The organism is Acinetobacter celticus, from assembly GCF_001707755.1.
In the GTDB taxonomy this organism is placed as follows: domain Bacteria; phylum Pseudomonadota; class Gammaproteobacteria; order Pseudomonadales; family Moraxellaceae; genus Acinetobacter; species Acinetobacter celticus.
The window spans coordinates 384,577-404,063 of the sequence record NZ_MBDL01000009.1 but is presented as its reverse complement, the minus strand read 5'-3'; the positions used below and the strand labels follow the sequence as shown (position 1 = coordinate 404,063).

Annotated in this window: 16 protein-coding genes and 1 pseudogene; 11 read left to right on the top strand and 6 right to left on the bottom strand. The window is 36.1% G+C overall.

All coding sequences use genetic code 11. From position 1 onward, the window contains the following. Nucleotides 1-762 precede the first annotated feature (762 nt). From BBP83_RS08700 to BBP83_RS15660, 11 genes and pseudogenes are all read left to right on the top strand, one after another. On the top strand, nt 763-2,241 hold the full coding sequence (locus BBP83_RS08700; protein ID WP_068887525.1) for a flavin-containing monooxygenase: 1,479 nt from the start codon (nt 763-765) through the stop codon (nt 2,239-2,241). Then, nucleotides 2,238-3,176 (top strand): alpha/beta hydrolase, encoded by a 939-nt coding sequence (locus tag BBP83_RS08695; RefSeq protein WP_068887523.1) that lies wholly within the window; start codon nt 2,238-2,240, stop codon nt 3,174-3,176. The genes BBP83_RS08700 and BBP83_RS08695 overlap by 4 nt, the downstream gene beginning before the upstream one ends. Nucleotides 3,177-3,193: 17 nt before the next feature. Continuing rightward, the gene (locus BBP83_RS08690) at nt 3,194-4,336 is read left to right on the top strand and encodes an iron-containing alcohol dehydrogenase (RefSeq protein WP_068887521.1); all 1,143 of its coding nucleotides are present in this window, start codon (nt 3,194-3,196) and stop codon (nt 4,334-4,336) included. 16 nt (nt 4,337-4,352) lie between these two features. Further along, nucleotides 4,353-5,765: a sigma-54 interaction domain-containing protein gene (locus BBP83_RS08685; RefSeq protein ID WP_078055418.1), complete on the top strand. Its 1,413-nt coding sequence runs from the start codon at nt 4,353-4,355 to the stop codon at nt 5,763-5,765. A gap of 19 nt (nt 5,766-5,784) precedes the next feature. Beyond that, nucleotides 5,785-7,227: an NAD-dependent succinate-semialdehyde dehydrogenase gene (locus BBP83_RS08680; protein ID WP_068887519.1), complete on the top strand. Its 1,443-nt coding sequence runs from the start codon at nt 5,785-5,787 to the stop codon at nt 7,225-7,227. 48 nt (nt 7,228-7,275) lie between these two features. Beyond that, nucleotides 7,276-8,634 carry an MFS transporter gene (locus BBP83_RS08675; protein ID WP_171258077.1) on the top strand — a complete coding sequence of 453 codons (1,359 nt, stop codon included), beginning with the start codon at nt 7,276-7,278 and terminating at the stop codon, nt 8,632-8,634. Nucleotides 8,635-8,717: 83 nt separating this feature from the next. Next, entirely contained in the window at nt 8,718-9,965 is a 1,248-nt protein-coding gene (locus BBP83_RS08670; RefSeq protein WP_245669723.1) for a DcaP family trimeric outer membrane transporter, read from the top strand. Nucleotides 9,966-10,076: 111 nt separating this feature from the next. Further along, complete coding sequence (locus tag BBP83_RS08665; protein WP_068887516.1) at nt 10,077-10,802, top strand: SDR family NAD(P)-dependent oxidoreductase; 726 nt, start codon at nt 10,077-10,079, stop codon at nt 10,800-10,802. Next, the gene (locus BBP83_RS08660) at nt 10,795-11,220 is read left to right on the top strand and encodes an acyl-CoA thioesterase (protein ID WP_068887685.1); all 426 of its coding nucleotides are present in this window, start codon (nt 10,795-10,797) and stop codon (nt 11,218-11,220) included. Before BBP83_RS08665 ends, BBP83_RS08660 begins: the two co-directional genes overlap by 8 nt. A 2-nt stretch (nt 11,221-11,222) precedes the next feature. Further along, the gene (locus tag BBP83_RS08655; RefSeq protein ID WP_068887514.1) at nt 11,223-11,957 is read left to right on the top strand and encodes an SDR family NAD(P)-dependent oxidoreductase; all 735 of its coding nucleotides are present in this window, start codon (nt 11,223-11,225) and stop codon (nt 11,955-11,957) included. Between the two features lie 505 nt (nt 11,958-12,462). Further along, nucleotides 12,463-12,954 (top strand): annotated as a pseudogene (locus BBP83_RS15660) (transposase). Between the two features lie 310 nt (nt 12,955-13,264). Here BBP83_RS15660 and BBP83_RS08645 read toward each other — a convergent pair. The 6 genes from BBP83_RS08645 to dsdX form a co-directional block, all read right to left on the bottom strand. Next, complete coding sequence (locus BBP83_RS08645; RefSeq protein WP_068887512.1) at nt 13,265-13,672, bottom strand: roadblock/LC7 domain-containing protein; 408 nt, start codon at nt 13,670-13,672, stop codon at nt 13,265-13,267. A gap of 11 nt (nt 13,673-13,683) precedes the next feature. After that, nucleotides 13,684-14,223 carry a GTP-binding protein gene (locus BBP83_RS08640; RefSeq protein WP_068887510.1) on the bottom strand — a complete coding sequence of 180 codons (540 nt, stop codon included), beginning with the start codon at nt 14,221-14,223 and terminating at the stop codon, nt 13,684-13,686. Nucleotides 14,224-14,232: 9 nt separating this feature from the next. Further along, nucleotides 14,233-15,210: a hypothetical protein gene (locus tag BBP83_RS08635; RefSeq protein WP_245669722.1), complete on the bottom strand. Its 978-nt coding sequence runs from the start codon at nt 15,208-15,210 to the stop codon at nt 14,233-14,235. Between the two features lie 54 nt (nt 15,211-15,264). Next, nucleotides 15,265-15,624 (bottom strand): roadblock/LC7 domain-containing protein, encoded by a 360-nt coding sequence (locus tag BBP83_RS08630; protein WP_068887506.1) that lies wholly within the window; start codon nt 15,622-15,624, stop codon nt 15,265-15,267. Between the two features lie 1,071 nt (nt 15,625-16,695). Then, nucleotides 16,696-18,027 carry a D-serine ammonia-lyase gene (gene dsdA, locus BBP83_RS08625; protein WP_068887505.1) on the bottom strand — a complete coding sequence of 444 codons (1,332 nt, stop codon included), beginning with the start codon at nt 18,025-18,027 and terminating at the stop codon, nt 16,696-16,698. 18 nt (nt 18,028-18,045) lie between these two features. Further along, a complete protein-coding gene (dsdX, locus tag BBP83_RS08620) occupies nt 18,046-19,398 on the bottom strand; it encodes a D-serine transporter DsdX (RefSeq protein ID WP_245669721.1) in 1,353 nt (450 codons plus the stop codon). Between the last annotated feature and the right edge of the window lie 89 nt (nt 19,399-19,487).

Genomic DNA, 19,487 nt, shown 5'->3' with positions numbered 1-19,487 from the left:
GTGAAGAAGAGTTTAAACTATTAAAATAATCATAAATTTTATGGTGGTAAAAATAGTAGTAAAAAATTAAATTAAAAATATTTAGTTGTTATTTATCAATTATTTAGTTTGTTGGTTTGACTGACACCGCTTCCGCCAAATATTGAAAAGCCCTTGTGATAACACAAGGGCTTTTTTCTTGTCTAATGGTTTACCTCACATAAAATTTTTGATTGAAGAAAACTTAAATTATCATTTGAAGTGCAACACCATGCTCTTGCAATAATAACTAGACTCAGACTTTTAACGTCGTATTTTTTGATTGCTCTGGAAATAGTTGATGGAGCATGTTGCAATAGGCTGTTTGGAAAAAACCTTCACGTAATCAAGCATAAATCTGATATCCGACTCCCTATTTAAATTAATTTTTGTTGCACTTCTGCTTAGAATTTAAATTTTCATAATATTTAATTCAAAACATCTAGAACCTTTTTATCAAACAGAATAATAATCAAGTTTATAGTCATAGAAAAAAACATTGATATTTTTCAATTAAATATTAAAAAATTAGGTTTAATAATTAAAATGATGAAAAAATTCATCTAAAAAACTCTAGATTAAGAATATATTCATCAATCCTCAATTGAGGATTAAACTAATAGTTAGTAAAAGTAAATATAAAACAGTGGTTTATTTATTTTATTGGTGTTGGCATGATTCTTGATTGATTATGAGTGATGAAATATTTCATATTGATCGTGAAGCTTGTTAAAAGGATTTAAAATGAATAGTAATGTAATAGATGTTGCAATTTTGGGTTCTGGCTATGGTGGCTTAGGAATGGCTACGCAACTCAAACGTCATGGAATTGAGAACTTTAAAATTTTCGAAAAAGCATCTGAACTTGGTGGTGTCTGGCGTGACAATATTTACCCGGGTGCTGCCTGTGATACGCAATCTCATATTTACTGTTTTAGTTATTTCCCTCATTTACGCGTAAGTAGAATGTATGCTGGACAGGATGAATTGCTTGGTTATTTGCAATGTTTAGCTCAACATTTTGATGTGAACTCACATATTCAATATAACGCTGAAATTATTAAAGCAACGTGGAATGATACCGAACAACTCTGGAATTTAGATATTAAAAACTCTGCACCAGTCAAAGCAAAGGTTTTTGTACCTGCATGGGGGCAGTTAAATAAGCATGTTATTCCAACATTTAAAGGTTTGGAAAGTTTTAAAGGAGCAGTATTTCATTCAGCAAATTGGGATTATTCTGTTGATTTAACAGATAAAAAAGTCATTAGTATTGGCAATGCAGCAAGTGCGGTTCAATACATTCCTGAAATAGCAAAAGTTGCGAGTCAATTAACTGTTTTTCAGCGTAGTGCCAATTGGATCATGCCCCGCGATCAGCAAATTTTTAGTGAAGCTGAACTTGATGAATTTGAGGCGAATCCAGATAAATTCTTTGAAAGTCGTAATTACATTCACCAAATGCGTGAGGATGGTTTTGCACGTACGCAACAAGGGTCTGACTCACAAAAAGAAGGTATGCGTATTGCCTTAGATTTCTTACATAAGAATATTTCAGATAAAACATTACAGCAAAAACTAAAACCCGACTATGAATTTGGCTGTAAACGTATTTTACGTACAGACGATTATTACCCAGCCCTTAATCGGGATAATGTGTCATTGATTACCGATGCTGTGGCTGAAATTACAGAAAATGGCGTAATCACAAGTACAGGCGATGTCATAGACGCAGATGTAATTGTTTTTGGAACCGGATTCGCTAGTCAAAATTTCAATGGGGAACTTGATGTTATTGGTAATGGTGGGGAAAGTTTATCTGAAGCTTGGTCTAATGGTGCTGAAGCTTATTTAGGTTTAACTGTACCGACATTTAACAATATGTTTTTGGTGTATGGGCCAAATACCAATTTAAACCATAATTCAATTGTCACAATGTTGGAAATTCAACACTTATATATCGTTAAGGCCATTCAACATATCTTAAAAAACAACATCTCTATTGATGTGAAGACCGCTCTTTTTACTGCTTATAATACTGATATTCAAGCTCAAATGGGAAGTTCTGCATTTTCATCAGGCTGTTCAAGTTGGTATAAAAATGCAGATGGTAAAGTGATTAACAACTGGCCACTCAATGTTGAATCTTACCGTGACTACGCACAATTTAACGCAGCTGATTATCTTGTTCAATCGAAAGTAAATCAAGGTGAACCAGCATGAGCGTTGTCCTTCATTCCGAAGCTAAACCGATTATCGATGCATTTATTGCCAATGGCGGTAAATCTTTCGAGAAAATGGGTGAGATTTCGAATCTAAGAAGTACATATAAAACCAATTGTAGTCTAGTCGCAATCAAGGGTTTAGAACAGGTTGAAACGCTCAATATTTCAGATGTGATTTTGGGTGAGCCAGTCCATTTACGTCTTTATGATACGACGCTTGAACGGGAAGAAGCCCAACCAACGGTATTGTTTATTCACGGTGGCGGTTGGGTAATTGGCGATCTTGATACGCATGACTCAATTTGTCGAAAAATTGCGGATACCGCGCATGTTCGTGTGATTGCAGTGGATTATCGTTTATCACCTGAAGTGAAATTTCCAGTGCCATTTGAAGATTGTCAGCGTGCTTTACAATATGTGATCGATCACGCAGATGCTTTAAAGGTTGACCCAAAACGTATGGTTTTCATGGGAGATAGTGCAGGGGCACATTTAGCTGCACATCTTGGGCAAAGCTTTTATCAAAACTATGGATTTGAGCTTAAGGCGCAAGTTTTGCTTTATCCAGTGATTGGTTATTACCCCGAATCTGAAAGTTATCAAAATTATCAATCAGGCTTTCCATTGGTGGCCAGTACGATGCATTGGTTTTTTGATCAGTTGTTTGAGTCAGAGCAAAATCAACAAGCGATCTCCTTGTTAAATCAACCATTCGATAGACGAAATGGCGATGTTTATTTAATGACGCTTGAACATGATCCATTACGTGATGAAGCTATGTTGTATTTATCTAAGGCGATTCAATCTGGCTTAAATGTGGAATATCACCATTTAGGTGGGTTGATGCATGGAATATTTACCATGGCAGGAAAGTTGCCAGTCGCTGAACAATATTTAGCGCAGATTGGCAAATATATTGCTCAGAAAATTTAAAAAAATAAGGAACGCCAATGAGCTTTGCAACATTTAAAAGTGCAAATAAGTTAGTTACAGGTCAATCGGCTTTGCAATATTTAGTGCAAGCAATTGAAAAATTTAATATTCAGAAGCCATTGATTGTGACAGATCAAGGTGTCGTGAAGTCGGGCACGTTACAGCATGTATTGGATTTATTAACGATCGAATATTCAATTTTCGATGAGGTTAAACCTGAGCCTGAATTAGAACAAGTACAAGACTGCATTGATGTCTATCGTCAGCAGCAATGTGATTCAGTGCTTGCTGTTGGTGGTGGAAGTGCGCTGGATATTGCTAAATGTGTTGCTGCTTTAGCAGGGCAATCTGCTGAAATTCATGAGTTTATTGGGATAGATAAAATTCAAAACCGTAATATCCCACTCATTGTGATTCCAACGACATCAGGTACAGGTTCAGAAGTGACGAATGTTGCGATTTTATCTGATACGGTCAATCAAATGAAGCAAGGCATTATCAGTGATTATTTACTGCCTGATGTTGCGATTGTTTCACCGATTATGTCAGTCAGTTGTCCCGCTTCTGTGACAGCAGCCAGTGGCGTGGATGCTTTGGTTCATGCTGTGGAGGCCTATATTTCGGTGAATCATTCAGACATTACTGATGCTTTAGCAATTCAAGCTATTGAACTAATTATAGAATATTTGCCAAAAGCCTATGCATTGCCAAGCAATTTAATTGCACGTGAAAAAATGGCCACTGCAAGCTTAATGGCTGGTTTGGCATTTGGAAATGCGGGTGTGGGTGCAGTACATGCTTTGGCATATCCATTGGGTGGTAAATATAAAATGCCACATGGGGTCAGCAATGCACTGATGTTGCCATATGTTTTGAAGTGGAACGTGATTGGATGTTCTGAACGCTTAAGCCATATCGCCAACGTATTAAAACTAGATGTTACACAGAATCAACTTCGTAATGCAGAACTGTTGGTCGATTTTCTTCGCCAATTCTGTGCGCAATTAAATATTCCGACAGGTTTACGTGCATTTGGCATTGCTGAGGATGATATTCCAGCATTGGCTACTGAGGCGATTAAGGTCGAGCGTTTATTGAAAAATAATCCGCGCCGATTATCAGTTGCAGATATTGAAGCAATTTATCGCGAAGCGTATTGATTGGAGGACGGCAGACATGAGTATGGATGAAGTGATTTCTTTTATGAAAGTCAATAAAGATCGTTTTTCTCTACAAGGACAAGATGGGCGTTCTATATTTGATGTTGAGCCGATTCGTTCAATTATTGATGCAATTCAAGATGGCATTTATATCACCGATGCTAGAGCCGTCACCATTGCTGTAAATCGGTCTTATGAGCGAATTACAGGATTGAATCGAAGCATTTTAATTGGTCGCTATATGGGGGACTTAGTTAAGCTCGGTTATCTTTCCAATTCAGCTTCTTTGGAAGTATTGAAACGTCAGGAAGTAGTCACTCTCGTTCAAACTATTAATGGTTCTCAAAAAATATTGGTCACAGGTAGTCCAGTATTTGATGAACGTAAACAATTAATGTGTGTGGTAACCAGTGTTCGAGATATTACTGAGCTATTACGTGCAAAGCATGCACAAGAACAGCTTGAAAATTTATTCCGTAGTCAGTCACAGTATAAAATTTCATCTTTTTCAGAAGAGCTGATTATCTCGCGTGAAACCCAAAAGATATTTGATTTGGCTACGAACGTGGCCAAATATAACAGCAAGGTTTTACTCCGTGGAGAAACTGGTACAGGAAAGAGCAAATTGGCTCGTTATATCCATAGTATCAGTCCTAGAGCGACTCATGCCTTCTTGGAGCTCAATTGTTCAGGAATTCCAGACAATTTACTTGAAATTGAATTGTTTGGGTATGTTCCTGGTGCATTTACGGGTGCGTCCACCAAAGGTAAAAAGGGTCTATTGGAAATTTCACATCAAGGAACTTTATTTTTAGATGAAATTGGTGATTTACCGCTAAGTATGCAAGTGAAATTGCTGAAAGTGATTGAGGAAAATCGCTTTCTTCCCGTAGGTTCGACAGAGTTTAAAGAGGTCGATATTCGGATTATTTCAGCAACACACCGTAATTTGGAGGAGATGGTAAAAGCGGGGGAATTCCGTGAGGATTTATTTTACCGTATCAATGTCGTCGATATTGAATTACCGCCACTTCGTCAACGTAACTCTGAAATTTTGCCTTTAATACAGCAATCTCAAAAGTCCTTTAATGAAAAATATCAGATGGATAAGCAATTTAGTCCAGAAGTGATTGAGTCACTGACGCTACATGATTGGCCAGGGAATATTCGCCAATTGGTTAACGTGATTGAGCGTCTAATGGTGAGTACAACACATACAGAAATTAGTATGCATGATTTGCCTGATTATTTACATCATGAAAAGCAGTTGCCCAAACAAGGGGTGACGTTGAAAGATAAAGTTTTGGCATATGAGTACGAGCTTATTGTAGAGGCTCTAAATATTCATGGTTCAACGCGAGCAACAGCAGAAGCTTTAGGTGTTGAACAATCGACATTGGTCAAAAAAATTACGCGCTTTAAACAGTAATCAATTTAGGAAATGGTATATGGATATCACAAGTTTATCTGTTTTTGAAAATAGATGTTGGGTGAATGGGCAATGGATTAGTGCTCAAGAAACTTTAGAGGTTAAAAACCCTCTAGATAATTCAATATTGACGACTGTCCCTGTATTGGATGATGTTGTTATAGAACAAGCTTTATTAGATGCAGAAATAGCACAAAAAAAGTGGAAAAATGTTGCCACTGGTGAGCGTAGCCGTTTGCTACGTAATTGGTTTGATTTGTTGATACAGCATCAAGATGAGCTCGCGACCATTATGACGCTTGAACAGGGCAAACCTTTTAAAGAAGCCAAAGGTGAAATTGCCTATGCTGCAAGTTATGTGGAATGGTTTAGTGAAGAAGCCAAACGTGCTTATGGCGATATTATTCCAAGTAATGCGACCAGTGAAATTTTAGTATTTAAAGAAGCGGTCGGGGTATGTGCTGCAATTACACCATGGAATTTCCCTGCGGCCATGATCACACGTAAAGTGGCACCTGCATTAGCAGCGGGGTGTACAATTTTAGTGAAGCCTGCGTCAGAAACGCCATTAACGGCTTTGGCCATTGCCAAATTAGCAGAACGAGCGGGTTTCCCAGCCGGAGTGTTTAATGTCCTTACTGGATCGTCAACCCGTATTGGTCAAATTTTTACCCAAAGTCCTATTGTTAAAAAGCTAAGTTTTACTGGTTCGACTGAAACTGGTGTCAAGCTTATGGCACAAAGTGCACCTACAATAAAAAAATTGTCGTTAGAACTGGGCGGTAATGCGCCAGTATTGGTATTTAACAGCGCTAATTTAGATCAAGCCGTACAAGGGGTAATGGATACCAAGTTTCGTAATGCAGGTCAGACGTGTGTATGTGCTAATCGTATTTATGTGCAAAGCGAAATTTATGATGCTTTTATTGAAAAACTTAAAGTCAAAGTAGAAGCCTTGAAAGTCGGTAATGGTTTAGATCCAGATACAGATATTGGTCCTTTAATCAATCGTAAAGCCATTTTAAAAGTGGAAGAACATATTCAAGACGCATTAAGTAAAGGCGCAATCTTGGTTGCAGGTAAAACCCAAAATAGTGATGCCAATTGGTGTGTCCCGACACTTGTTAAAGATGTTACGCAAGACATGCTATGTGCTAAAGAAGAAACTTTTGGACCATTTGCCCCAATTTTTAAATTCGAAAATGAAGCGCAAGCTCTGGCGATGTCGAATGATACCGAGTTTGGTCTTGCCTCGTATGTATTCACTCAAGATATGAATCAATTTATTCGAGTATCACGTGGCTTGGAATACGGCATGGTGGGTGTAAATACCGGTCTCATTTCAAATGCTGCTGCACCTTTTGGCGGGGTGAAATCATCAGGAATAGGAAGAGAGGGATCTAAATATGGCTTAGATGAATATCTAGAAATAAAGTATGTATGTATAGGAAACATATCTTAAGACATAAAAAATTTGATAATAAATGATAAAAGGATTTTAACGATGGAAATGGTCACAAAAATAGAGGATGTTGAAAGTACCGTAAATGAAAAATCAAATATTAAAAAAGTTGTTGGTGCTGCTATGGCGGGAACAATTGCTGAATGGTATGAGTTTTTTATTTATGGGATCGCGAGCACATTAGTATTTTCAAAACTATTTTTCCCTGTGATGGGGGATGGTAGTGTTCTTATGGGCATTATTGCTGCATTTGCAACATATGCAGTTGGTTTTTTAGCTAGGCCATTGGGTGGATTAGTTTTTGGTCATTATGGCGATAAATATGGACGTAAACGACTATTACAAATTAGTTTGATTATGGTTGGCTTTGCAACTTTTATGATGGGATGTATACCATCTTATGCCAGTATTGGATACGCAGCACCTGCATTACTGGTTATATTGCGCTTTATACAAGGTTTTGCAGTGGGTGGTGAATGGGGTGGCGCAATGCTATTGGTGGGAGAGCATAGTCCTGAACATCAGCGTGGTTTTTGGACAAGTTTTCCGCAAGCAGCGGCATGTGCAGGTAATGTACTGGCTAGTTTAGTATTATTGGGTCTCTCTGCATTATTGGTTGCTGAAGACTTTCTTGCATGGGGCTGGAGAGTTGCATTCTGGCTTTCTGCAATTATTGTTTTTATTGGTTACTATATTCGCAAAAATGTTGAAGAGTCAGATGTTTTTAAAGAGTCGATTCAGCGCCAAGAGGAACAACAAAAAGCTTCAGCAGGAATGAAAGAGGTATTACGGCATTATCCAAAGCAAGCAATTTGTGGCATGTTGATGCGTGTTGGTGAGAACTCTGCATATTATATTATTGTAGTATTTTCAATTGCTTATCTTTCTATTCAAATGCAATTTACCTATTCAACCATTTTGGCACTTTTACTTTGTGCAAATGCATTCCAATTTTTCTCTATGATTTCTTGCGGTTATTTGTCTGATAAAATTGGTCGTAAAAAGACCATGTATATTGGGTATGCAGGTCTGATTGCATGGATTCCATTTTACTTCTTTGGACTGAACACTGGAGAGTTTTGGTTAGTTCTACTGTCAATGTGTACAGGATTATTATTCCAAGGAATGTGTTATGCAGGGCAAGGTGCTGTTTTGTCAGAAATTTTCCCAACTCGCATGCGTTATTCAGGTGCGTCATTTTGTTATCAAATTTCGTCAATCCTTGCAGGTTCAATCGCACCTATGATTGCGACCTTATTATGGAAAAAGTTTGATAGTACATTGCCCATTACATTCTACATTTTATTTGTAATCACTATTTCTATTATTGCAATTGTCATGCTGAAAGAAACAGGTGGCCGCTCGCTACGTGATGTTGATTATGAAGACAGTAAAAAATTCATATAAATAATTAATCAATTTAAATCTTTCCTGCCTATTCAATAATGGGTGGGATAGGAAGAATTCAACTTTTTTTCAGGATGAAAAAAATGAAACAAGAAATGAAAGTATTGGTTATATCTATGTTTTTACTTGGAAATTCACCAGTATTTGCTGAGGATGTGAATCAGCGCATTGCTTTTTTGGAGCAAGAAGTTCAATCCTTAAAAGCACAACAGAAACTGGAAAATGTAGATCAATCAACACAGCAAAATACAAAATCGGTCAATGTTTTCAGTGATACCAATATTAAGTTTTACGGTATTGTACGTATGGATGGGGCTGTCGATTTTAAAGATACCACTGCTGCACCATTTGTCAGTAATCAAACCCCAGCAGTTGATCGATCTCCAGCGGGGAACCGATCTGCATTCACTTTAACTGCCACGCGTCTAGGCATGGATATGTCGAAAAAAGTGAATACTACTGATATCAAAGCCAAAATAGAAATGGACTTTTGGGATGGTTTAGAAGGCAATGGTAAATTGCGTATTCGACATGCTTATGTAGATTTTAATAACTGGCTGTTAGGTCAAACATCTTCAAATATGGGAAATTTTGAAACCAATACCGAAAGTGTTGATTACACTTTATTTATGGGGTATGCATGGACGCGTAATCCGCAAATCCGCTACAACTTTGATTTGGCTCCTGCGCACAACCTAAAAGTAGCGGCTGAATATGTTGATACACGTGCATCTGAATTACCTGCATTGACCGCAAAATATGTCTATAAGCAAGAGAATTTAACAGCTGTTGCACAAGGTTTTGTGAATGAAAAGCGTGCAACCTTAAATGTCAGTGGTTCAGAAAAAGACATCGATAAATGGGCTTGGGGAATGGGTTTTGGTTTGAAATATAAATTTTCACCAGTGAACTCAATCCAAGGTCATTTCTATCATGTTGAGGGTGACCAAAAGTTTGTGTCTTATACACAACAAACGGCGGGGACTGTAAACGGTTATAGCAGTGGCGGTGATTTTAGTATCAATGATAGCCAAAACGATTTGGATCAAAATAAAGTGAACACGTATGTTTTAGGTTATTCGCATCAATTATCTGATCAATGGCGTACCAACTTTGCCGCGTCATTGTTTGATTATGATGACACGACTAATTTTGCAAAAAATAATCCAACAACCAATAAACAAGTGTCTGATCTTGCTGCCAATGTGTTCTACACACCTGTAAAAACGGTAGATGTTGGTTTGGAATATCATCATGGTAAACGCGAACAGTTTGATGGCAAGGTATTTGATGTATCGCGTTTAAACTTCGTGACCACTTATAAATTTTAAACTTATCAAAAGTCAGTTAAGGGTACATTTCCCTTAACTGGAAATAGCATCCCGAAAAAATATTAATACTGAATATAAGAATCAAGGACATGAAGCTAAAAGGAATTGAAAATGAACGGATTAAGCAATAAAACTGTGGTGATTACAGGTGCATTAGGAGGCATTGCAAAAGCAACGATTCGCGTACTAGACGCATATCAAATGAATTTTATTTTGCTTGATGTTGTCGATGAAGATACAGCATTTTTATCTAGTTTAAGTAGTAAATGGCATTATTTTCAAATGGATATTGCTTCTACTGAAGTGGTAGATCAACTTAAGCATAGGGTGAGCACGTTGTATGCAGAAGTAGATTTAATTATTCATGCTGCAGGTTTATATCAGCATATTGAGCTTGCAGACCTAAGTTATGATAAATGGAACCAACAAATTACAATCAATTTAAGCGCAAATTATTACTTAATTAAAAGTTTATTACCGCTTTTATCCGAGAACAGTGCAATTGTGAATATTGCTTCAATTGCAGGCCATCAAGGGAGTATTGCCCATACCGCTTATGCTACCGCCAAAGGGGGTGTCATTGCTTTAACCAAAAGTTTAGCCATTGAACTTGCTCCACGAACACGAGTAAATACAGTTTCGCCAGGCTTAATTGATACTGCTATGTTGCAAGGTATGAGTAATGAAAAACGTAATGCCATGATAAATAGCACCCCGTTAAAACGTTTAGGACAGCCAGATGAAATTGCCCAAGTAATTGCCTTCTTATGCAGTTTAGGTGCTTCATATATTACAGGTGAAAATATTCATGTAAATGGTGGGTTGTATCGTGACTGAGGTGGTCGAATTTTCAGAGGTGCATCGCCCAATGTCATGGGGCGAAATGGATCTATTTGGTCATTTAAATAACGTCCACTATTTCCGTTATTTAGAAGATGCACGGATAGCATTTTTAGATCAACTTCGTTTTTTTGATGCCAAGTTATATAGCGTAATTCTTAAAAATGAATGCGAATATCAGCATCCAGTGACTTATCCAGATGTATTAATCACGCGCTCTTATGTCACAGATGTGGGTCATACCAGTTTTACGATGTTGTATGAAATTGTGAGCAAGCAACAAGGGAATATTGTTGCCATTGGCAAGAGTGTAATTGTGATCGTGAACCCGACCACCTTTCAAAAACAAGCGATTCCAAATCAAGTAAAAACACATTTATTGTCATATATGATGCAATTTAAATATAAGGATTAAACATGGAAAATTTTCAACGAGTTGCCATGATCACAGGTGCTGCTTCAGGGATAGGAAAAGCTGTTGCGGTTACTCTGGCAGAGCAAGGGTATCAGTTATGTCTAGTTGATTTGAATCAAGAGAAATTGGATGTACTTTCTGAACAGTTAGCGTTAAAAACAGCTGTAATGGTGCAAAGCGGAGATGTTACAAATGCTGAATTTATTCAATCTGTTGTTCAACAAATTGAGCAAAGGTTTGGTCGGCTAGATGTCGCTTTGAATAATGCAGGAATGACCTCAGCGGCTAAAGCAATTGCCGATTTGAACATTCAAGAGTGGCAGCAAATTATGGATGTAAATGTCAATAGTGTTTATTACTGTATGCATTTTCAAATTCCATTGATGTTGAAATCGTGTGGTGGTGCTATTGTTAATACATCTTCAATGTTGGGTATAATCGCAACCAAAAATAGAGCCGCTTATGTGACCAGTAAGCATGCTGTGACTGGTATGACCAAGGCTGTAGCATTGGATTATGCGGAGCAACAGATTCGGGTCAATTCAATTCATCCAGGTTATATTGAAACGCCACTGATTGAACATATTGATCATCAGTTTCTAGCAAAAAAGCACCCTGTTGGCCGATTAGGCACGCCAGAAGAAGTTGCCGAGTTAGTGAGTTTTCTATTATCTGATCGAGCAAAATTTATTACTGGCTCACAGTATGTCATTGATGGTGGGTATTCTATTCAGTAATTTCGTGGTAGATATTTAAAAGGATTTACAGCAGTTCATTAAATTTTGGTCGAATAACCTGAGTTCGACCTAAAAAAGAGTAGAAAAAAGCCTTAGTATTTGCAATGTATTGGTTTTTATTATAAATCGTTATAAAATAAGGCTTTACATGGATAATACTGCCGAATTATTTTGTATTCTGGATGGTTTTTACAAAATTTTGAATCAATCATTAGAGAAATTACTAATCAAAATAAACCCACACTAAAATCAGCTTTAAGCCCCGCTGAAGTCATGACCATTGTTATCTTATTCCATGAGAGTTCTTACTCGTAAGGGGCTACCAATTCTTTAAATATTTTTATTGCCATATGTTGGTGTCTTGCTGGAAATAGGCTTTTCCCAAATTTCTTAGCTATAACCAGTTTATTGCAATTATACCTCGTTGTTTACAGACCGTGAGTCCTTTCTTTCGGCAAGTCAATGACACTGATATCAGTGTCATTGACTCAGCTAAATTAGTGGTTTGTATAACCTCAGAATTAAAAGACATCGCGTATTTAAAGGTTTGGCAAATCGTGGGAAAAGTAGTACAGGGTGGTTTTATAGGTTTAAATTGCATATTGTGATCAATAATTTGGGTGAAATTATTAATTTGAAAGTCACATCAGCTAATATTCATGATGTATCAGTCATTGAAGCACTTACTTTTAAATGTTACTCGGAGATAAAGGCTACCTAAGCAAAGCGGAAGCTTTAGCAGTAAGAGGATTGAAATTATTAACGCCATCCCGTAAGAATATTAAGGATATTGCATTTAAAGACCTCACAGGAAAAAGAATTATTATCGCTACGAGGTTTAATTGAAATAGGGAATGATCAATTAAAAAATTTGCATCAAGTTGAACATTCACGTCATGGTTCAGTCCATAATTTTATGGTGAATATTATGGTAGTAGTCGTGGTTTATTGTTTAAATCCCAATAAATTTACTTTCAAAAGCATGATTGTAAATTAAGTTCAGTTCGTCAAAATCAGGTTATTTTTCTACTTTACTTGTAAATATAAGTTTAGCTTTATTGGGTTGATGTTCTATTAATAATTTAGAGGCTACTCATTAATAATAAATAGAAATACATTAATGATTATTTTATAAGTAGGTCAGGAGATTCTAGTCAGGCGTTGGAATTGATAGTTAGTCATTTTATGTATTTTTTGATATTTCATACATAAATTATGCATGAAATATCAAAAAATGTTAGTGCAGAATTACAGCAAATAAAGGTTTGTTTTATTACTTATCTAAGCTTTCTTATTCGCTGATATTTCTACTTTTTGGAAATTTCTTCAGTTATTTTTTTAATTAAATACAATAACTGGCCTAATAGAACATTTTTGGAAGATAAAACGACTAAAATCATTGGGTGATTCTCATTTGGGATTGCAGTTAATATGGCTTTACCATTGGCTGCATCTAGAGTCAGGCTTTGGCATCCATCTAGATTAATTTCCCCCATAAAAGCATGTACCATCGCTAAAATCGAGCTACTAACTGCTGCTAGTTTTCCTGCATTTTCTATATTTTTTTTAGATACAGAGCTGAGTTCAAAACCATCGGTACTACATACCATGGCAAATTCAATTTCAGAAACTTCTATAAGAAGTGTACCCATACGTTTATGTATAAACTCAATGAGTTCGGTTGGGACCTGACGTTTTAAATGATTTATTTGCATAAATTTAGACCTTAAATAGCGAATTGAACTTCAGCATTAACAATCAATGCTTCAATGAGCAGAAGTAGATCCTCTTTATTGCGTGCATCGACAAAGAAAAGTGGGTATCTATTTTCTGTTTGACTATCTTCCCATTCACGGTAAATTGCTGTCGTATTTGAAGTTTTAATATCTAAATGTGTTATACCAATAATAATATTGTCTGCAAGGGTTTTAAAATAATCAATATAAAAATTTAAATGGCTAATAGGGTCATCAATACTATGATCAATTAAAATTATTGTTCCTAAAGCACCTTTGCAAATAACATCCCAAATGAAATCAAATCTTTCTTGACCAGGTGTTCCATATAGACCAACTGTTGTACCATCTTCTAAAATTAATTCACCATAATCAATTCCTACTGTAGTGAACATTTTAGTATGAGATTGAGTATCTGTATTAATAGCTTCAGTTGATACAACATCTATACTTGATAATGCTTTAATTGCTTCACTTTTACCAGCCCCCATTGTTCCTGCAAAAACAACTTTATATTGATGTAAAATCATAATTTTCCGTTATAAACCAAGTTTCTTACGTAAGTTATTAAAAAAACCTCGAACTGCACCTATTTCATTTGTTTCGACCACCATTGGTACATTGACCAAAGCTTCATGACTCGGAATTTCTTCCATCATCTGAGCAATATCGCATGCAAATAAATAACGATTTATAGTATTTACACTAATATTGGTTTTTTCATGAATGTATTGAATCGAACATCCCTTACTTAAATAGGCTGAAATTTTTAAAAGTGCATGTCGATTAAATTTTAAATTGGGTTGTGGCCATTTAAGTAATCGATAAGTATTATTGTACTGAGGGACTTCATAGGGTGAAATATCCCATACAAATTGCCAAAAAGCATGATGTAAATCTTTAGGTTTAAAGTGTTTTTTAAACTTAATAATCGTATTTATTTCTGCCGGAATAATGATGAAATCACTAATATTTTCAAGGTTAAATTCAGAATCTAGATAAAATAAATTATTATTTAAGTCAAATACAGCAATTGCAATGTCTTTATTTAAAATGGTGAAATTACTAATATCTGGATATTCACTATAAATATGGCTAAATGTAGAAGAGATATGCTTATAATCTATTTTTTTATGTTTTTCTTTTTCTTCCTCAGTTGGAAAACTCATTCTTGTATTCGATTGTTGTAATTGTTGTTTTTTTTCTAAGGCTTCATCTAGCCATAAATTCACTGCTCTTGAAGAAACTAGAGGTAAATAGAGGTGGTTATTTTGAATTTCACCTGCTGATTTTTCATTTTTACTTACTTTTAAAATACTAGTCGTTTTTTTGTTGATGTTTTTAACATGATTAATTTCGGAAAAATCTTCATTAATCAGTAAAATATCTAAACGATCATCTGTAATATTCGTCCAGTTGATTTTATAGTCACTTGAAATCTGATTATTAATGATATTTTTAAAATCATTGATTGTTGAGAGGTTTAAACCGAATATAGATATATAGACATTATTCATAATTTAATTAACAATAATTAAGGTTATTACCAGAGGTAATAACCTTATATTTACTTAAGAGAAATCTAATTCTTTTTCAAAACGTTTTAACTCATGGCGCGCCATAGCTAAATTTGCTTTATTTCGATCTAATACAAGGTATAAAAACAGTGCATCATTTGAATCGAGTGGACGAATCAAGTGATACTGTTTACCTAGAGTAATTAAAATGTCTTCAATTGAATCATTCAAATTTAGTGATTTTGCTACTTTTCGCTTTGCACGAATAACTTCAGTATTTCCTGCTGCTGCAAGCTCCAAGTCAATTAAATTATTACCTTGAGTTGCTAGAGCAAGACCACTTTCACTATCAACCAGTGCTGCTGCCACAAAACCATCAATTTCAGTCAAAGTGTCCAATGAAACTTTTGCCATATATCCCCCATTATTTTATATAAATTTTTAAATGATAACATTTCACTTGAATGTTCGCTTAATTTAACAGCAATATTAATGATAAGCATTGGCATTTATAATCATTTTATAAGTTGAGAATTCGTATAATTTTAATTATAAAAGGGACGTTTGAAATATAGAATTATTCGTTTTATTTATAGGTTGTTAGATTTACTTCATAAGTTGTTTTTTGTTCAAATTTAGATTATAAATTCCAGTGATTAAATAGTGAACTTAAGGCGTTTATAAAACGAACGATTGTTTTTTGTAATTTAGTCACTATATTTTCTAATATTTTATACATAATATCTAAGCTATCTATAGGGGATGAATTGCTTTTGTACTTAAACTGTTGACGTAAAGACCTATTTTTTTTTATGTTAAAATAACTAATATTATTTTAACAAATGATAACTTCAAGAATTATTCTTTATATAAAAATCGATTTGATTCGCTCTAAAAAATGAATCTACTTCAAAAAACTACTCGCTGGTAGCTGTTCAGATGGTAAAAATTTAATCATAAATACAGTAGACAGATTTATACAGCATCTTCAGAAAAAGAAGAAAAACAATAATGCTATAGTAAAATATACATATGTATTAAAATACAATCGATCATGCATACTAAAAATAGCAAATCTTAGGTTGATGTAAGTGTAAAGTGGCAATAGATGGTTTTGGATTCTTTAAAAAGTCAGCCTATTGTATTTGATTAATTCTGTTCTTATGCCTTAATCGAATATCTTTAAAATTATTTTTGGCTTTAGGCATCATTTATATTGGTCGAAAAGTGACTGCTGAAAGGCATTTAATTCAAGAAAAGCGGTACTTCAGCGCTTTAAAAGGTTATGAAAACTCTATAGAAATAGAGGGAAAAGGCTTGGTTTAAAGTTTAATTTAAATACTGAAATTTACAATATTGAGTTAAGTGAAAAATGAGCTATAAAAATAATCTATACCGTCAATGACATAAAGACAGAGGAGATCAAATCTCCTCTGTCTTGCTATATGCGATCTATTTTTTAGGGTCTTAGAAAGCAAATATATTTTAAGCTTTAGATTTAGCTAAGTATTTATCCATTTCTTCAGCAGGAACCATACCACCGCCAGTGCCCCAAACAATATGATTGGCATTTTGTAATTGTTGCTCAGTAAAATGGTGCAGCGCTGCATAGTCTTGACGTTGATTGACGATGATTGGGCCTAACATTCCAGCCAAAGCAGAAGGCTCTAACTTAAGGTGTTCAGACTGATTCAACATCCCAAGTAATAAATACATGGTTTCATCTTCAAGTGTGTAAAAACCATCAAGCAGTCTTTGCATAGCACGACCGACAAATCCAGATGCACGACCCACAGCTAGGCCATCTGCCGCAGTGATGTTGTCTATACCAATCTCTTGTACTGAAATTTCATCATGCAAACCTGTGGCAACGCCAAGCAGCATACATGGTGAATGCGTAGGCTCGGCAAAAATACAATGCACGTGATCGCCAAATGCCATTTTTAAACCAAATGCAACGCCACCTGGGCCACCACCAACACCACAAGGCAAATAAACAAATAAAGGATGCGCTTGATCCACAACAATGTTCAGTTGCTCTAGTTGGGTTTTTAGACGTTGTCCGGCAACAGAGTAACCTAAGAATAGCGTTCGTGAGTTTTCATCATCAATGAAAAAACAGTTTGGATTTTGTAGCGCGGCTTTACGACCTTCTTCGACTGCGACACCGTAATCTTCAACGTATTCAACCACTGTTACGCCGTGAGAACGTAATTTGTCTTTTTTCCATTGACGTGCATCAGCTGACATATGTACAGTCACATCAAAGCCCAACTGCGCGCTCATAATACCAATAGACAGACCTAAATTTCCTGTAGAACCGACAGCAATACTATATTGACTAAAGAATTGTTTAAATTCAGGACTATTCAGTTTGGCATAGTTATCTGAAGTGCTTAATAAGCCAGCTTGCAATGCAAGTTTTTCAGCATGGCAGAGTACTTCATAAATACCACCACGGGCTTTAATTGAACCTGAAATAGGTAAATGACTGTCTTTTTTCAGCCAAAGTTTCCCGCCAATCGCTTGGTCAAAATGTTGTTCAAGCTGTTGTTGCATGTTTGGAATGGCAGCCAGTTCAGATTCGATAATACCGCCAGTGGCAGCCGTTTCTGGAAAAACTGCCATGAGGTAGGGTGCAAAACGTGCTAAGCGGTCACGAGCATCATCAATATCTGTCTGGTTAAGCCCTACATAAGGTAGACCTTCTGCAAGTGTGGTGAAATTAGGATTAAACCAAGCTGTTTCTTTCAGTTCGATCAGATCCTTAACAATAGGGTGTTGCGCAATAAGTTGATTGAGTTGATCAGAATTCATAAGAGTTCTCATAAAAGCTTAAATAAAATTAGACAATAGGAAGGTACAACCCAGCGCGATCAGTGAGGCAATGAAAGTTGCTGAAGTGTAATATTTGAAGGTTTCACTTAAGGTCGCGCCACAATATTGTTTAACCAACCAAAATAATGAATCTGTCACGATGGTACAGCCAATCGCACCTGAACCAATCGCAATGGCCATAATTTCAGGGCTAATGTCAGGGTATAGATGTAACATAGGCGCGACAATCGCAGTCGCTCCCATCATAGCTACTGTTGCAGAACCAACTGCGGCATGTAGAAGCAAGGCAACTAACCATGCAAGTAAGATTGGATGCATGTGTAAATGTGAAAGTAGAACAGCCATGGAATCGGCTAAGCCACTGGCTTTTAAAATGCTGTTAAAGGCACCACCTGCACCAATAATTAATAGAATATTGGCAATAGATGAAAAAGAGTTTTCAGTGTCTTTTAATAAAGCCGCCATTTTCATGTGACGACGTAAACCCAAGGTGTAGTAAGCCACAAATACTGCAATAAACATGGCTGTGATTGGGTTGCCAATAAAGTCTAAAAATTGATAAAGACCTGTTTGCGATTTAGAGTGCAATTCAGCAATGGTCTTAATGAGCATCAGGCCAATCGGTAAAAACACCGTGAATAATGTTATTTTTAATGACGGTAAAGTATGTTCTTCTCTAAGCGTTAAATTCGAAAACTCTTCAGGAACAGTTTTAAATGGTAGGCGATTTCCCAGTAATTTTAAAAATAGTGGGCCACCAACCAGAGCTGCTGTCAAGCCAACCATAAGACCGAAAATAATGACGGTTCCGACATCTGCGCCTAATTTATTGGTGACATAAAGTGCTGCAGGATGAGGGGGAACCACGCAATGCACAGCCATTAATGCCGTACAAAGAGGAATGGCTAATTTAAATAAAGAGGTTTTGGTGTGTTTGGCAATGGAAAAGGCAAGAGGAATTAATAAAACGACGCCGACTTCAACAAATAAGGTAATACCACACAGTAAGCCAATCAGTACCATAATGATGTCTGTGGATAGCCACTTGCAACGTTGCAGGGAGAGTGCAATACGTTCGGCTGCCCCAGAAATTTCCATCATTTTACCCAGAATGGTGCCTAGGGCGATGACTGTTGCAAGGAAACCTAAAGTACTTCCAATACCATTTTCAATGGCACTGATCATCTCGAGTGGTTGCATTTGCATAGCCACACCCACAAAAAAACTGGCAAGGAGCAAAGCCAAAAAAGGGTGTAGTTTGAATTTTAAAATAGTAAAAATGATTAAACATATACTGGTCAGTAAGATACCGACATCCCAGAAATTGGCTTCCATACCTTGCGTCTCCATGACTAAAATTCCTATGAATCTATTTGAGTGGAATATAGATAGAGCGTCAAATGATGAAATTTTGCGTTTAGGTTAAAATAATTCACCTG

Coding starts and splice junctions, on each gene's coding strand:
- BBP83_RS08700 (WP_068887525.1), top strand. CDS start 763: ATGAATAGTAATGTAATAGATGTTGCAATTTTGGGTTCTGGCTATGGT.
- BBP83_RS08695 (WP_068887523.1), top strand. CDS start 2,238: ATGAGCGTTGTCCTTCATTCCGAAGCTAAACCGATTATCGATGCATTT.
- BBP83_RS08690 (WP_068887521.1), top strand. CDS start 3,194: ATGAGCTTTGCAACATTTAAAAGTGCAAATAAGTTAGTTACAGGTCAA.
- BBP83_RS08685 (WP_078055418.1), top strand. CDS start 4,353: ATGAGTATGGATGAAGTGATTTCTTTTATGAAAGTCAATAAAGATCGT.
- BBP83_RS08680 (WP_068887519.1), top strand. CDS start 5,785: ATGGATATCACAAGTTTATCTGTTTTTGAAAATAGATGTTGGGTGAAT.
- BBP83_RS08675 (WP_171258077.1), top strand. CDS start 7,276: ATGGTCACAAAAATAGAGGATGTTGAAAGTACCGTAAATGAAAAATCA.
- BBP83_RS08670 (WP_245669723.1), top strand. CDS start 8,718: ATGAAACAAGAAATGAAAGTATTGGTTATATCTATGTTTTTACTTGGA.
- BBP83_RS08665 (WP_068887516.1), top strand. CDS start 10,077: ATGAACGGATTAAGCAATAAAACTGTGGTGATTACAGGTGCATTAGGA.
- BBP83_RS08655 (WP_068887514.1), top strand. CDS start 11,223: ATGGAAAATTTTCAACGAGTTGCCATGATCACAGGTGCTGCTTCAGGG.
- BBP83_RS08645 (WP_068887512.1), bottom strand. CDS start 13,672: ATGCAAATAAATCATTTAAAACGTCAGGTCCCAACCGAACTCATTGAG.
- BBP83_RS08640 (WP_068887510.1), bottom strand. CDS start 14,223: ATGATTTTACATCAATATAAAGTTGTTTTTGCAGGAACAATGGGGGCT.
- BBP83_RS08635 (WP_245669722.1), bottom strand. CDS start 15,210: ATGAATAATGTCTATATATCTATATTCGGTTTAAACCTCTCAACAATC.
- BBP83_RS08630 (WP_068887506.1), bottom strand. CDS start 15,624: ATGGCAAAAGTTTCATTGGACACTTTGACTGAAATTGATGGTTTTGTG.
- dsdA (WP_068887505.1), bottom strand. CDS start 18,027: ATGAATTCTGATCAACTCAATCAACTTATTGCGCAACACCCTATTGTT.
- dsdX (WP_245669721.1), bottom strand. CDS start 19,398: ATGGAGACGCAAGGTATGGAAGCCAATTTCTGGGATGTCGGTATCTTA.